We start from the raw sequence: 15920 nt of genomic DNA, 5'->3' as shown, positions 1-15920 counted from the left end.
CAAATCAAACTTCCACTGGTTTTATAAGTTTCTCCAGGGTCTCAAACAAAACTGCCGGCTCAACAGGTTTACTCAGATGTGCATTGAGTCCTGCCTGAAGGCTCTGCTGAACATCCTCATCAAAGGCATTGGCTGTCAGGGCAATAATAGGTATAGAAGCAGAGTCCTCCCTTCCCAGAGCTCTGATGTTTCTGGTGGCTGTAAGGCCGTCCATCTCAGGCATTCTCATATCCATGAGGATTGCATCGTAGTAGCCCTCTGGCTTGTTCTTGTACAGTTCAACAGCCTCTTTTCCGTTGACTGCATGATCCGCCTCAATCTTTCTCATAGAAAGAACCTTCATCATGATCTGGGCATTGACCTCAATATCCTCAGCCAGAATCACACGCCTGCCTTCAAGCTCAGCTTTCCTGATACTTTCCGCAGCTATCTTTTTCTTTTTAAGTACGTTCTTAAACTCGTTTATGAGATTCTCGGTAAACAGAGGCTTTGCAATAAAGCTGTCCACACCGGCGTCCATGGCTTCTTCGTATATATCATCCCAGTTATAGGCTGTAAGAATGATCACAGCTGTATCTGCACCTATTAACGAGCGGATGTTTTTGGTTGTCTCAACGCCGTCCATCTCAGGCATCTGCCAGTCGACAATTATAAGGTTGTAGGGTTCCTGTCTTGCCTGAGAGAGTTTCACCATCTCGATGGCTTCGCTTCCTGACGTGACAGCCTCTGAATGAATTCCGGCCTGATTCATGACAAGCCTCGCCTGATCGCAGGCAAGAGGGTCATCATCTATGACAAGAACCTTCATGTCCTCGGGATGAACCTCGAGATCATCGTTATCATCTGCCAGCACCCTATCAGAATCCCTTAATGTGACGTTTACAGTGAAGGTTGTTCCAACATTCTTTTCACTCTCGACGCTTATCTCACCGTTCATCATCTCGACAATTCTCTTGGTGATGGCCATTCCAAGACCGGAACTGCCGTATTTGTTGGTAGTTCCTGCATTTTCCTGAGTAAACGCATCGAATATCTTGGGCAGATATTCCTTGCTCATACCTATTCCGGTATCTTTTATCTTGAACTGTATCGTGGACCTGTCATCAAATCCACCTGTCTTTTCCACGGTAAACTCAACGCTTCCGCCCTCAGGGGTAAACTTTACGGCGTTTCCGAGAATATTGATAAGAACCTGTCTGAGCTTGGTGCTGTCACCGATGTAATAGTCATTTAAGTGTCCGTTAATGTGGCAGTTATACTCAAGGCCTTTTTCCTGGCACTGTCCGCTGAATATTACATTTATCTGCTCAATGAGTTTGGAGAATGCAAACTCCTCATTCTTAAGCGACATACGTCCCGACTCGATCCTGGACATATCAAGAATATCGTTTATAAGACTAAGAAGATGCTGTGCGCTGCTTCCTATCTTTTCAAGATAATCCTTGGTTGTATCGGAAATATCCGGCTCATTGAGGGCAAGGGAATCAAGGCCTATGATGGCATTCATAGGCGTTCTTATCTCATGGCTCATGTTTGATAAGAATACAGTCTTTGCTCTTGATGCCTCTTCAGCAGTCTTGAGGGCATCTGAAAGAGCCTGATTCTTGGCAAGAGAGTCCCTCATCTCCTCGTCTATATCAGAAAATCCTACACCTATCGCATTTATTGAGTCATGATTTCTCGCAGAGCCTGTTCTGGCATCAGCCATTCTGAGCATTTCATAGCTCTCGACTCCATCCTTTTTGACCAGATATCTGAAGGCGATAAGAGGGCTTTCCTTTAAGCCTTTACGGATATTCTCAGGCTTAATAAACTCAAGGAACTGCTCTCTGTAGTCCTCGGATACGAATTTATTGGCATAATCGGTAAAGCCCTCAGAGAAGACAAAAACATCATCCTTGCGGATATTGTCATGAGCATCATCATTGCTAAAACAGGTGGCACTGTCCTTGTTGAGATTTACGTAGTACACGCTCCTGTAGTCGGAAGCAAGCGCTGTGATCATCCTGTCAAGCCTTGCCCTCTGCTTTTCCTGCTCAAGAAGTTGATCCTGAAGAGTGATCCTCTCCTCAAGTTCCTGCTGCATAACCTCCGAGGTCTCTTTTTCCATGGCTAGCTTGGTGGCTTTTCTGGTCTGAACCAGCATCATGAAAAAAACAGTCGAAAGAACAATGGTAGTCAACAATGCAAGAACCAGGCTCCTCTTTATGATACCCTCTGATATCTCATCAATCTGCTGGCTGATAACGCTCTCCCTGATAAGGTATGTCAGCATCCAGTTTGTCCTGTGTACGGGAACATAGTACAAGGTCTCCTGTACACCGTTATAGGTAAAAGAAACTACACCGGTATGTCCGTTTTCGAAATCTTTCCTGACATCTTCTACAGTTCTGTCATTTTCGATGTCAGCGGTTTCAAAAGCGGATAAGAGGTTATCCTCATTGGCAAGTCCCCCCAGTACCATATTGGCAACCGAGTATCCGTCGGGAGTGTAAATATTACAGAAGGTGGTATTGTTGGAGCCTGACTCAAAAGAAAGATTAGCGAGCATGTGCTCCATGTCCATCTCCATAAAGCAGACAACAAGGTTATGTCCCTCATAAGGAAGACGATCCGTGGGAACTGCAATGACGACCTTTGTGTTGTCACCATCCTCATTCTTCAATGAGATTTCAGGTCCGGAAAGAGTCTGATAGTCGAAATGATACTGATCTATATCTGTTCTGGTCCCCCTGGAGGTATAAATAAGTCCTGTTTCATCAACAAAGGCAAATTTTTCAAGGTCATAGAGCTGTTTCATCCTAAGCTGATATGCCTGGAGATTTGCTGTGCTTGAGAGGTCCTCCGGAGTCATAAGTCCTATGGCCACATCAAGGTCACTGATATAGTCATTTAAAGTTGACGCCACAACCTGTTCTCTTCTGCCAGCCAACTCCTCAAGATATAAAATACTTACGTTTCGAACTGCCTTCCTGGCGCCTGAACTTGCACTTCGTCCAGTCCAAATCGTTCCGATAATCATAATTGCAACCACTATAATGCTTCCAATGATAGCAAGAGACATGATCTTTTTAGTATTTACACCCTTCATATACCGCCTCCGGTTTATTTGAGTCTTGATTGCAAACTTCTCCTATTACTATATTATCATTTTAATGATGCTAATAATATGAAATTTTAGTAAACGAAAATGGGGCTGGGCTGTCTATGAAAAAAGGTCATCAAATCCACCATTCATGATAAGAAAAAGGGACCTCGCCCAGATTAATCTAAAGCTACAGTCCCTTTTTGTTTCCTCAGAAATAGAAGCTTCTGAGCATGCCAATTTATTACTTACTATCATCGTTATTCATCTTAACTACCCATACCCCATGTATTTTTGATACGCAGCCTTCATCCGGATAAGATGGCATCTGTTCAAATTCTTTAGTGTCCATTATCTTACTCTTCTTTTCCATGCTTACATCACCTGTTTCCAGGCCAAACCACAACTGTAATACTCTGTCTCTGTTAGTAGGTAAAAACAGAAGATCTTCTAATGTAGCGCCTTCAAAATCAAATAGTTCTTTGCCATTCATATCATGATTGGAAACAGGAAGCGGATCCGGATAGAAGCCTCCTAAAATCGTCATAGGCTCACCGTATTCAAATCCTTCTGTCTGCTCAAACTTTGCAAGGATCCTGTTGTAATACTGCATAACACGATTCTGAGCAATGTAGCTCCTGTAATATGCATTATTTATTACTCTGGCACTTGCATAGAATTCCACTATCAATGCCAAAAACGCTATAGAAGCAAACAAAACAATCACTTTGTTTTTGTTATCAAGATCAAGTAGCCTCTCGGCTTGAGCGATTATCAGAAAATAGAATACACTGTACGAAAAGATCATTACTGTAGATGCATGGTCGAGCTTTGGTGCCATTACATATACAAGCCCGAGAGAAAGCGGGAATATTGCAAAAAGAATAAGCAATAATATTCCTCTGACAGGCTGCAGATATACCTTTTTCTTTATCACAAGATAAATAAGCAGTCCTATCTCGATCATTATCAGTACTCTATTTACTGTAGTAGGAAAACCTCTCATAAAGCTCTCCGGTGATGTCACAAAGTATTGCAGTACTCTGTGGTATGCCCTTAAAACAGAATGTATAACTTCAACTGCAGAGGTATTCCCTATTTCATCTAGGCCTTTGTAATCGCTTAGATCAATAAACTTTAGGCTACTAAGATAAGCTATCATAGCTATTCCAAGCCCGCCTAGACTCACAATGCCTTTCTTTACAACGCAAACAATATCTTCTCCATCTATAAGCATAAGCATGAATACCAGTACAAAAAGCGATACTGACAGTCCAAAATATGCTTGGTAGCATGCCATACTAAAAAACTGCAGCACAGCGCCTATTATCACCCCATATTTGTATTTCGTCGTTACCCACACATTTATGGTACATGCCAAAACAGCTAAGGCAAACGTAGGTGCCAGATACATGTAATACATATTGCTCGCTGTGCTAGGCAATGTCATAATTGCGGCTCCAACAAGAACGGCTCCTGTTATGCTCTTTAGCTTTAAAATATGAGCAATAACGCAGGCTGCAATTGACAGTATTATGATCGCCATTATTCCATTCAATGAAGGACTGGACCATGGCGAAAACATATCATGAACAGGTTCCTGAAACCACCTTCCAAGAACCTTGCCGCCTCCCACACCGGGAACACATACAAGGTCGTCCAGATTTGTTATCTTATTTGACAGCATAAAAAAATGGACAAGCAGCCCGGTAATGATACCGGCAGAAAAACAATATCTGCCGGTCACCGGAATGCTCATCCATATCTTTTTTATAAAATCGGGCATTTGCTGTTTTTCGTTCATTTCGTAAAAACCTCTTTTCAATTATTGTTCAATAATTATATAGCAAAATCCCGATATTTTTACAATAAAATCAAAACTCAATAGTCTCAGGCTCATGTGTAAATGAACTGAATGTAGCTTTTGCATTTTTAAAATAAAACACCTCAGTATTTCCGTCATCTGCCTTGTACATATTCTGAAGTGAAGGATATGCATCAAGCATTGACTGACGTGCTTCAATGCGATCATCTTCCACAAGCTCTCCTGCAACTCTGAGCCACTCTCCATCCTTGAAAGCACAGATTTCAGCCTTGGGATTGGCATGAAGCTGCTTGGAGACATCTTTCACCTTTCCGGTCTGAATATATAATTTGCCCTCAAAAATATGAGCTGTTCCAAAAGGTCTTACTCTAGGCTGATCACCATCAACTGTCGCAAGATAATATGTACCTGCATCTTTAAGAAACTTCACTACTCTTTCCATAAACTCATCCTCTCTTTCTATAAATCTTATGTATTATTATATTGCACGCAATATTGTTTTACAATGCGCCACCTTCTCATATTACACATATATGCTGTATTTTTCAGCTGCTCTTGCCGTCTTTGCCAGGTATTCAATAACCTCAACAGGATTCTCTCCTACTGCTGTTTCACCCGTAACCATGACAGATGATGCTCCGTCAAGAACCGCATTATAGATATCGCTGACTTCTGCTCTAGTCGGTACTTTACTGTGCTCCATGGATGAAAGCATCTGCGTGACAACCATGAATGGTTTATGATCATCTCTGCAGATTTGTGATATTTTTTTCTGCAGTCCCGGAAGCTCCCACAGTGGCAGAGCATTCCCAAGATCCCCTCTTGCTATTATGATCTCATCAGCAAGTGGTAGAAAACTCCGAAGGTTATGAACGCCTTCCATATTTTCAACTTTTGCATAGATCCTTATATCTGAAGCCCCAAAAGCTCCAAGAGCCTCTCTCAGCTCTTTAATATCCTTGGCATTTCTTACGAAAGGCTGCATAACACCGGTAATTCCAAGGCTTTTTGCAAGCGCAATATTCTGTCTGTCACTTTCGCAAAGAGCGGGCAGATTTATACTGTGTCCTATGATAGCTATGCTCTTTTTGCCCTCAAGGATCCCGCCTCTTGTTATCCTGACCCGGGCGCTTTTTTTGTCACATATATCTACCGTTCCGGATATTTTGCCATCATCAAGAAGCACATCCATTCCTTTTTCAAGGTGCTCCAAAATTATGGATTCAAGGAATACTCCATTCTCTCCAAGAAGTAGTGCATCGTCTTTTTTTAGCAAAATCGGCTCATTTAAGCTGCCTATTCTAAGTTCCGGTCCCTTCATATCAATCAGGATTTTAGGGACTGTATTTGCGTCATCTGCTGCCTTTTTAATGGTTTCAATTTCTTCTTTACATTCAGATAACATTACATGTGACAGGTTTATCCTGATTCCCGTCATTCCTTCTGCAAACATGCGCCTTAGAGTTGCATAATCCCTACATGACGGACCTAAAGTTCCGAATATATCTATCATAAATACATTTCATCCCTTGTGATTTAGTTAAAATTGTTCCAGATACTTTAGCTCATAAGACAATTCGCCATCATCGGCTATCGTCAGTATCAGATATGAGGGCTTTCTCCCTTCCTGTCTGGGATAAGACAAGCTTCCGGGATTAAACACGTATACCCCATCTATTTCTGCTGCAACAGGCTTGTGAGTATGTCCGTAGATGACTACATCGCATCTTCTTGCAACAGCTTCTCTCCTGACTTCACTGCTTCCCATATTAACAAGATACCTGTGCCCATGAGTTACAAAAAATCTATATGGCCACACCTCGAATTCCTGTTCATCCGGGAGATTGCAGAAAAAGTCATTATTTCCTCTCACTATTCTCATAGGTGCGGGGCAAAGCTGCTGCATCTGTATGTCTGAGCCTTCCGTATCTCCGCAATGGATAACCAGGCTTAGGTTCTTTTCTATATCAAGTACTCTGTAAAAGTTCTCGTCTTTTCTATGTGTGTCGCTGACAACCAGAATTTTAAGCATGTGTCACCTACTCTTACTTTAAGATTTCAGATAATCTGTCGGCCATCATTCTAAGTGCCTTACCTCTGTGACTTACAGCATTCTTCTCTTCCGGAGAAAGCTGGGCTGAGGTCTTTCCATATTCAGGCAAAAAGAAAATGGGATCATATCCAAATCCGTTTTCTCCGGCTATTTCGTGACCTATCATGCCCTCCATAGTTCCTCTTACAACAAGGTCTCTTCCATCGGGAAGAACAGCCGCTATAGCGCATACAAATCTTGCACTTCTGTCTTTATCTTCCACATCTTTTATCCTGTCGAGGATTATCGCATTTTTCTCAGGATAAGGTGTCTCTCTTCCGAGATATCTTGCAGAGTAAACACCGGGTTCTTTTCCAAGGCAGTCTATTTCAAGGCCTGAATCGTCAGCAAGCACTATAGCGTCGCAGTGTCCGGCTACTGCTTTTGCCTTGATAAGAGCATTTTCCTCAAAAGTCGTTCCGTTTTCTTCTATGTCGATATCTATTCCGGCCTCTTTCATGGAAATGATTTCAACAGGAAGATTCCCAAGAATCTGCTTTATTTCTCTCATTTTATCTTTGTTACCCGTTGCAAAAACTATTTTCATAACTCCTCCTACTATCAGTTACCGTCAATTATTCCCTGAAGGGCATCTGTTTCTTCCTGCTCTACAGGATTAACTATTCCAAAAGATTCAGTTATCGCATCAGCTATTCCCTGCGCATAAGACTCAATATATGTATCCTCGGTCATCATCTTGTTATCCACTTCATTAGCCGGATTTCCAAGGATAAGATATGCTGAAGGGATAGTAGAGTCCCTAAGCAGCTCATTGTCATCTTCTATAGGAAAAAGCCCCATAGCATCCTGCCCTGTCGCATTTACAACATTACTTTCAAGCTCATCTGCGAGCTGAACATTACCAAAATTCCTGATAAAGAACACATCATTGAAATATGTCTTTACTCCGCCTGTATTTTCATCAGCATTCTCGGCACCTGTCTGAATATAGAAGTCAGCCCCTGTCTCTTCAAGGAATTTCTTTATCTGACTTTCGCTTATTTTTTCATCTGTTACTCTGGTAAAAAATACCTTGATATTATCATCAGCAAGTTCCTGCTTGATAAAAGGTACAAGTCTTAAACCGTATTCATCGAGAGGATCAATCACTACGATGTTCTCATCTTCATTATCAGGTTTTGAAAAGCTGACATATACCGCTCTGTCTTCAAGTTCTGTCGTTGTTTCATACAGATCATCAAGTTCAAGAGATATGCACACTCTTCCCTTATCGTTTATGGGAGTACATGTTGCACCTTTTACTGCTTCAGTTCCGGATTGGAGAATAGATTTAACATAAAAATCCGACTCTTTTCCGTTTATGTAAAGAACAAATTTATGGTCGACAAAGACATCCTGCGAAGTGATATTGTCTGAACCAACTCCGGATTCCAATGGAATTGCAATCTTTCCGGCTAGTGTTTCACTTGATGCATCCTCTATCTTTAGTTCATACGAATTCTTGTTTATGACACTGTTTGCCTGCTCATTGGTCGCTTCCGCTATAAGGATATTCTTGGTGGCTGTTCTAAAGAACATGACTGATAATGATAAAATCACAAATATCCCTGTACAAATGGCAGTTGTCTTAAGCTTCTTTTCAATCATTGTTACTGTTCCTTCTTGGTGGTTTCGGTCCCATGTACTGATAAAAATATGTCTTGATCATTCCGTTATAAATCTTTCGGTTCTTATCAGCCTTCTTACCGATATATTTTTCAGCCTGATCGTAGGCCGTGATAAGATACATAGACCAGGAATCGAGAGTCCTGTATCTTTCTCCTATCGTTTCATATAGCTTTGGAAGCTCATTCTGCTCGCCTATTCTCTCACCATAAGGAGGATTAGTTACAATAAATCCGTATTTTTTTCTATGACTGAGTTCGGAAACAGGTCTTGTCTGAAAATGGATCAGGTTCTCAACGCCTGCTTTCTGCGCATTGATCCTGGCAATCTGTATAACGTCAGGATCTATATCGAAACCCTGGATATCTGTTTCTATATCAAGATTGATCTCTTCCTGCGCTTCTTCTCTTACATCACTCCAGTTTGAGGAAGGAATTATATGAGTCCATCTCTCAGCGGTAAAATGTCTGTCCATACCCGGAGCGATATTAGCTGCTATCATAGCCGCCTCAATAGGAAAAGTTCCGCTTCCGCAAAAAGGATCAACAAGTATCCTGTCCCCTCTCCATGGAGTCAGCATCAAAAGTGCCGCTGCAAGGTTCTCTGCTATAGGAGCCTTGGCTTCCAGTTTTCTATAGCCTCTCTTATGAAGTGAATCTCCTGTTGTATCAAGGCATACAGTAACCTCATCTTTCATAAGAAAAACTCTTACCGGGAAGCTCTCACCCGTTTCTTCAAACCTTCTTATGTGATAAATATCAGATAATCTGTCGACCATAGCTTTCTTCATGATCGACTGAATATCAGAAGGGCTGAAAAGCTTACTCTTTACGCTACTTGCTTTTTTTACCCAGAACTTGCCATCTTTTGGAATAAATTCTTCCCAGGGAAGTGCCTTTGTCCCCTGAAAAAGCTCTTCAAAAGTAACCGCCCTGAATGACCCTACTTTGATCAAAACTCTCTCAGCAGTCCTAAGTCCTATATTGGCTCTGACCACTGCGTCGGGATCTCCTGCAAACGTAACTCTTCCATCCGCAACTTCTGTGATCTCATAGCCCAGATCTATTATTTCTTTTTTTAATACCGCTTCAAGTCCGAAGTGGCACGGCGCAACCAAATCAAATCTTTGCATATTTATTTCCTTATATACTATTTAAATTTACAATCCGTTTAATGATACCATAGTTTAAGAACTTATGACACTAGTGCCTTTACTTGACTGAAAATTTGAGAATTTTCAAATAATCACTTTAAGGTGTTAAGGATAAAAAGTTTTTGACGATATATATATTGCAAAGCAAAACAAAAGGACAAACTCCTTTTCTTATGACCGGTATGGCGTCCCCACCCATGCCGGTCTCCTCCCATTAATGGGGTATTTCATCGTATATAAATAGCGGTCTTTCCTATATGCATTCCAGATTTTCTATCCTATAGAATAGTTTATACTTTTTTTATAAACGCCACACAATTACGAAACATTTTCCATGTAGTATTTTATTATCGTGTTGAGGGAATGTAACAAATTGACATCTAAGCATAACAAAAAGGGGATTTTAGCAATATGGGAATAACAGAAACACAGATAGCAGAATACGTTGGAAACTTTACCAGAATTAAGGGTTATCCGCCCACAGTAGAAGAGCTCGTTTCAGCATTCGGATTTATAGCTGTCACCAGATCCTTGTTCTACATAATCAATCTTTACAGAATCGGAATGATACGTAACAGCATGTACTTCGGAACATCTGATCTGCAGCTTCTTCCATTAAAAGCAAAAAATTAAATATGCGAGTAATGCTCCGCACCACGCGGAGCATTTTTTATACCATAAATTGTAGACAACAAAAAAGAGAAGCTGTGGCATTCATACCATAACTTCTCTTTATTAGCGTGTGTGATAGGATTCGAACCCACGACCTTCTGGTCCGTAGCCAGACGCTCTATCCAGCTGAGCTACACACACATATGCACCTTAATAGCTGTGCAACGAAAACTATTATATCATCACAATTATAATTGTCAATAGCTTTTTTATTTTTTCTTGCCCAAGGTGCCTTAACGCTTTCTTTTCTTTGTCTCATTCAGACGCGCTTCTATTGTGTCATTGATGATTTTTAAAGTCTTAACCCTTGCATAGTACTTGTCATTTCCTTCTATTATATGCCATGGCGCAAAATCTGTTGAGGTATACCGGAACATGTCATTAACTGCCTCCTCATAAGCAGGCCATTTTTCTCTGTTTCGCCAATCCTCATCAGTTATTTTCCACTGTTTGGAAGGAGTATTTTGTCTGTCATTAAATCTTCTTAGCTGTTCATCGTTATCAATGTGGATCCAGAACTTCAAGATAGCTGCGCCCCAGTCATAAAGCTGTCTTTCGAAGTCATTGATCTCTCCGTAAGCTCTCTGCCAGTCAGCAGGCGAGCAGAATCCTTCTATCCTTTCAACCATCACTCTGCCATACCAGGTTCTGTCAAAAATAGCAACGTGTCCATCCTTTGGAAGTCTCGTCCAAAACCTCCACAAGAAATGCCTGTTTTTTTCTTCTTTGGTAGGTGATGCGATCGGCATTACCTCATATCCCCTGGGATCAAGGGCTGCAGATACTCTTTTGATATTTCCGCCTTTTCCTGCTGCATCCCAGCCTTCATAAGCTATTATTACAGGTATTTTTTCAAGATAGATCCTGTTGTGAAGGTCAGACAAGCGTTTTTGCTCATGTTTTAACTGCTTATCATATTCTTCTCTTGTAAGGATCTTGCCTTTAAGCTCTACTTCCGACAACTCCGGCATTTTTACAAAATGATACTGTCCGGGCATTATAACGCTGGATGTCCTCTTTGCCGCTTCATCTCTGTCTTTTTTAAGTTCCAGAGCTGTAGCTATTTCATCTGCAACAATCTTGAACACTTCAAGACAGCAAAGTCTCTCATCCATAGCGGATATAACATGCCAAGGTGCAATCGGAGAGTTCGTATATTCAAGCATCTGCTCATAAGCATCGTAGCATTTGTCATACTCTTTGACACTTCTTTCATCCGCTTCGGTAACGCGCCATCTAGTGCTTTTCTTTTCCTTTAAGCTCTCAAGACGCTTCTTCATTTCTTTTCTTGATATATGCAGGAAAAATTTGATGATAAGATAACCGTTGTCCACAAGTCCTTTTTCAAAATTGTTGATTTCGTTCATGTGGCGGATATTTGTAAGCTCATCTATATTACCTTCAAGACGCAAAGTGGATACTTCCTGATACCAGGACCTGTCCATAACCGTCATCTGTCCCTGCTCAGGTATAGTCTTCCAGTGTCTCCACATCATGGGCTCTCGCAGTTCCTCCTGTGTGGGTGGAAGTGTGTTGACCATACTGAACCATCTGGGGTCAAAATTGAGTATCAGCTTGGAAATAACATGGCCTTTTCCTGCACCTTCCCACCCTTCAAAAAGGATGATAACAGGAAGTCCTGCTGCCTTTATTGGCTGATCCAATGAAGCTAGCCTTTCTTTAAGAGGTTCGATTTTATTCTTATAAGTTTCCTTGTCACAGGTTTCATTAAGATTTACCTTTTCAAGCATAGGCATATCCTTTCTATTTTAGTTACTCATCTGTCCGCTGCCACCTGCTGCTATATTAGCGTTTTCTTCGGCCTTTGTTCTTGCAACCATCGCTTCCATATCAGGTCTTGCTATATCAAAGCAGGCTAGCATCTTGGTTGAAAAAATACCACTCTCTCCGTTTTTGATCATCTCGTATGCCTTTGCAGGTGAAAATGCAGATTTATATACACGATCACTTACAAGTGCATCATATACATCAGCAAGGGATGTAAGCTGCGCCGCAATAGATATTTCCTCTCCCTTAAGTCCGTCCGGATATCCTTTTCCATCATATTTCTCATGATGATGTCTGCAGATATCATAGCTGATTTCAAGATATTCCTTATCCTGAAGATCTGCGAGCATCTTTACTATCTCACATCCTCTCGTAGTATGCGATTTCATAATGTCGAACTCATCAGCATTAAGTCTGCCGGGTTTAAGCAAAATAGAATCCGGAACAGTTATCTTGCCTATGTCATGCATTGCGCTTGCGTTAGTAATAACTTCTATCTTGTGAGGCGTAAGCCCGTATTCCGGATAGTTTCTCATCGCCACATTTGCAAGTATCTGAACAAAGCCCTTGATCCTCTTTAGATGATAGCCTGATTCCAGGTTTCTAAACTCTACGATCGTACATATAGTATCGATGATGCGGCTATTGGTTTCCCTTAGCCTCTCTTCCTGTTTTTTAAGTACTAAGAACTGCTTTTTTAAAACTCTTGTCTGATCAGCAACCTTTTTTTCAAGCTCTGTCTTACTCTCAAAAAGTTCAACCGCCTTTTTTACCTTATTACTAACGACAAAAGCATCAAAAGGCTTATGGATAACATCCGTAGCGCCCTTCTCATAGCTCTTTCTCTCAGCATCAGCGGAGGTATCAGAAGTTATCATAAGGATCGGTATTCTTGAAGGTATCTTATGCTTTGAAAGTTCATCAAGCAACCTGAATCCGTCCATCTCCGGCATTATGATATCAAGAAGTACGGCAGCCAGTTTATCCTTTTTAGCCGCAATAATCTCAAGCGCTCGTCTGCCGTTTTCAGCTTCAAGCACGTCATAATCCTGTATGAACATTTCTTTGAGGATACCTCTGTTGATCTCTGTATCATCAACAATCAGTATTATCTTTTTTTCAGATACGTTTTCAGCCACTTTTTTAGCTCCTTGCTATTGTTTTCCTACCATCTGTCATTGTAATTCCCATATCATTTCCGGATATCTGAATACCGTTTACTGTCTCCCGGTTCTGAGCAATTCTTATTCTTCTATTTCCGATAACTATAAGTGTTCCTGCAAAGATCAGACGTGAGATGATCACTTTTGAATCCTTCACAGTTTCCATTTCCGCTTCTATTTCCTGTTTTCTTTTCTTGATCTTTTCCAGTTCAGCTTCCTTTATAGCAGATTCAGCATTTATCTTGATTTTTACCTGTAAAGCCTGTTTATTTGTCTGATCGTTAAACTGTGCAACCTTGGATCTTTGCTGTTCATATACCTTGAGTTCCGAATAGAGTCTGCTCATCGTTCGCAATATGTCACGGTATTCCAGGTCAAGTTCCTCTGTGACACCTATTCTGACTGATGTTTCCTTAACAGTTTTTCCTCCAAGAATAGCTGTTTCCACGCCTCTTAAAGATGATATCCTTCCTCCGCTTATAAGACCGGCATCTCCCAGCATAATAACTTTTCCGCCTGTTGAAATATTACAGTTTATACAGTCATTTGAAACCAGATCTTCGCCGCATTTTACCATCGCATTGTCGACATGCGCTGCTACCACCATTCCGCCGGCTCTGATAGCAGTTTTGCCGCTCAAATTACCTACGATGCTTTTTCTGACCACTATTCTTCCACCGGCTGTCAGATCAGAGCAGGACACACTGCCATCTACGACAATATCGCCTTTTGCCTCAATCCTGGCATTATCCACGTCCCCTTTTACCCAGATTGTTCCGTCATAACGTATAACATCTCTGATGTCTATAAGGGATTGATATATTTTTGCCTTGTCTATCTTTATTTCGCCTTTATGTATGCGTCCTATACCGGTGATCGACGCAACATACGTCTTCTTGTCACTAAGGAGGATAAACCCCTGTCCTCTTAGCAGAGACTTTCCTTTTCCAGCCTTAGCTTTGGTAATCTTGCCGGTAACATCATAGCCATCCACTCCCATTGTCGGCGGATGATAAATCGCTATCTTATCGCCTTGTTTTACTTCATTAAACACTTTTACATTCGTGAAATCGGCTCCATCAGACGATTGCATGTCCGGGCTTATTTTTTCGCTCGCCTCCAACATGAATTCGTAAAAGCCATCCTTACCATTTTCAGCAAGTTTTCCTGTGGCAACCAGTGTTTTTATACCAAACTTCTTGTTTTCGATGAGGTTCTCTATGGTTGTTCGGTTGACGCCTCTCCTTATCTTTGCCTGATACAAGAGCTTTAATATGTACTCCAGAGTGTATTTGGCGGCTTTAGTTCCTACCGGTATAGTAAAATAGCACTCCATTTTATCATCCGATATATCTATAAGCCGGCCTTCTTCCGTCTGCAAAAACTGCCATGCCTTTACATCTTCATCTGCAGGCTTGTTCATCTCCTCTTCAAGCTGACCGGAGAAGAGCTTGCTCAAATTTCTGGGAAGCTTTTTCCCTTCTGCAAGCCATTTGCGCATTATATGCATTTCCTGAGCAGGATGCACCATGCTGCTGTATTGCGACACGTCGAGGTTATCTTCAAGCCCCTTTCGTATCTCTCTCATCTGATCCGCCCTGTACAGAGGCTTGGCGTAAGGTGTCACATCTATCTGATGTTCCAGACCAAGTCTTAGCTCCCTCATCTGTTTCCATCCATATCTCTCATCCGCATAAATGGAAACATCAAGGTTGCCCTCAAGTCCCAGCAAAACTTCATGCATACATTCTCCACGCATGCCAAACAGGAAATACTCATCGATATTGAGTATTCCTGCTTTTTTTGCCATCCTTATCTGTTCAAGCTGTTCAGCATCAAAATTCTTTTTTATATATTTGGATATATCAACCTTGTCCTTGAAGGCAAGGTGTATTTGTTCAAGAGTTGCAGAATCTTTCGATTTGATCAGATTGTCATCAAGTTCCAGCCCATCTTCAATGCTTTCTCTGATGACGCGCATTTTCATATAGGGCATATCCACACTTGCAAACTTGGATATGTCTGTTTCATGTTCAAGAGCTATACGGATTTCCTGCATCTGAAGCCAGTTATATGCAGGATCCTGATAAAAAAGAATAGGCACTCCTGAAGCAAGGCCCAGTCTTATCTGTTTCATCTGGTCTGAAAAATACTCAGGTCTGGCATACTCGCTGACATCCAGGCCCTGTGCAAGCCCTTCTCTTATCTCAGCCAGCTGCATTATATCAAAACCGGCATCTCTGTACATTGACATATCTATATTGCTCTGAAGCTCAAGCCTTATCTCTTCCATCTCATTCCACGGAAGATCAGGATTTAAGTATTCATGTACATCAACACCGCTGGCAACACCTTTTCGTATTTCTGCAAGCTGATAAATGTTGAATCTCATATCTTTAAGATCATCAACATCAAAGCCTGCTTTTTTAAGAAGAAGCAATTCATTTTTAATTAGCTCAGGATCATATAAAGTGTTATCCTCATCTGTAAATGCTGCCATAGTCCCCCTCGCAAGT

12 protein-coding genes and 1 tRNA gene are annotated in these 15920 nt (G+C 41.3%); 1 reads left to right on the top strand and 12 read right to left on the bottom strand.

Annotated features, from left to right (window positions below; translation table 11 throughout):
• Nucleotides 1-4 precede the first annotated feature (4 nt).
• The 8 genes from T543_RS15250 to T543_RS08850 form a co-directional block, all read right to left on the bottom strand.
• On the bottom strand, nucleotides 5-3091 hold the full coding sequence (locus T543_RS15250; RefSeq protein ID WP_051638652.1) for a response regulator: 3087 nt from the start codon (nucleotides 3089-3091) through the stop codon (nucleotides 5-7).
• Between the two features lie 238 nt (nucleotides 3092-3329).
• Complete coding sequence (locus T543_RS08880; protein WP_035767672.1) at nucleotides 3330-4889, bottom strand: glucosyltransferase domain-containing protein; 1560 nt, start codon at nucleotides 4887-4889, stop codon at nucleotides 3330-3332.
• A gap of 70 nt (nucleotides 4890-4959) precedes the next feature.
• Nucleotides 4960-5352, bottom strand: a complete 393-nt coding sequence (locus T543_RS08875; RefSeq protein ID WP_035767671.1) for a pyridoxamine 5'-phosphate oxidase family protein — start codon at nucleotides 5350-5352, stop codon at nucleotides 4960-4962.
• Nucleotides 5353-5433: 81 nt separating this feature from the next.
• A complete protein-coding gene (locus tag T543_RS08870) occupies nucleotides 5434-6423 on the bottom strand; it encodes a pyruvate kinase (RefSeq protein WP_035767670.1) in 990 nt (329 codons plus the stop codon).
• A 27-nt stretch (nucleotides 6424-6450) separates the two neighbouring features.
• On the bottom strand, nucleotides 6451-6942 hold the full coding sequence (locus T543_RS08865; RefSeq protein ID WP_035767669.1) for a metallophosphoesterase: 492 nt from the start codon (nucleotides 6940-6942) through the stop codon (nucleotides 6451-6453).
• A 13-nt stretch (nucleotides 6943-6955) separates the two neighbouring features.
• Nucleotides 6956-7549 carry an XTP/dITP diphosphatase gene (locus T543_RS08860; protein ID WP_035767668.1) on the bottom strand — a complete coding sequence of 198 codons (594 nt, stop codon included), beginning with the start codon at nucleotides 7547-7549 and terminating at the stop codon, nucleotides 6956-6958.
• A gap of 14 nt (nucleotides 7550-7563) precedes the next feature.
• Nucleotides 7564-8610, bottom strand: a complete 1047-nt coding sequence (locus T543_RS08855; protein WP_035767667.1) for an N-acetylmuramoyl-L-alanine amidase — start codon at nucleotides 8608-8610, stop codon at nucleotides 7564-7566.
• Nucleotides 8603-9760, bottom strand: a complete 1158-nt coding sequence (locus T543_RS08850) for a THUMP domain-containing class I SAM-dependent RNA methyltransferase (RefSeq protein WP_035767665.1) — start codon at nucleotides 9758-9760, stop codon at nucleotides 8603-8605. Before T543_RS08850 ends, T543_RS08855 begins: the two co-directional genes overlap by 8 nt.
• A 432-nt stretch (nucleotides 9761-10192) precedes the next feature.
• Between T543_RS08850 and T543_RS08845 the strand changes: the two genes are divergently transcribed.
• Nucleotides 10193-10414, top strand: a complete 222-nt coding sequence (locus T543_RS08845) for a hypothetical protein (protein ID WP_035767663.1) — start codon at nucleotides 10193-10195, stop codon at nucleotides 10412-10414.
• Between the two features lie 106 nt (nucleotides 10415-10520).
• On the opposite strand, the gene T543_RS08840 is transcribed toward T543_RS08845, so the two are convergent.
• The 4 genes from T543_RS08840 to T543_RS08825 form a co-directional block, all read right to left on the bottom strand.
• Nucleotides 10521-10594, bottom strand: a tRNA-Arg gene (locus T543_RS08840).
• Between the two features lie 92 nt (nucleotides 10595-10686).
• Complete coding sequence (pap, locus tag T543_RS08835; RefSeq protein WP_035768305.1) at nucleotides 10687-12204, bottom strand: polyphosphate:AMP phosphotransferase; 1518 nt, start codon at nucleotides 12202-12204, stop codon at nucleotides 10687-10689.
• Nucleotides 12205-12222: 18 nt separating this feature from the next.
• Complete coding sequence (locus T543_RS08830; RefSeq protein ID WP_035767661.1) at nucleotides 12223-13380, bottom strand: HD domain-containing phosphohydrolase; 1158 nt, start codon at nucleotides 13378-13380, stop codon at nucleotides 12223-12225.
• A gap of 4 nt (nucleotides 13381-13384) precedes the next feature.
• Nucleotides 13385-15904: a DUF342 domain-containing protein gene (locus T543_RS08825; protein ID WP_035767660.1), complete on the bottom strand. Its 2520-nt coding sequence runs from the start codon at nucleotides 15902-15904 to the stop codon at nucleotides 13385-13387.
• Nucleotides 15905-15920 lie beyond the last annotated feature (16 nt).

Source organism: Butyrivibrio sp. NC2002 (assembly GCF_000702265.1).
GTDB lineage: Bacteria > Bacillota > Clostridia > Lachnospirales > Lachnospiraceae > Butyrivibrio.
Note: the sequence above shows the minus strand (reverse complement) of the source record. Positions and strands in the feature narration are given on the sequence as shown.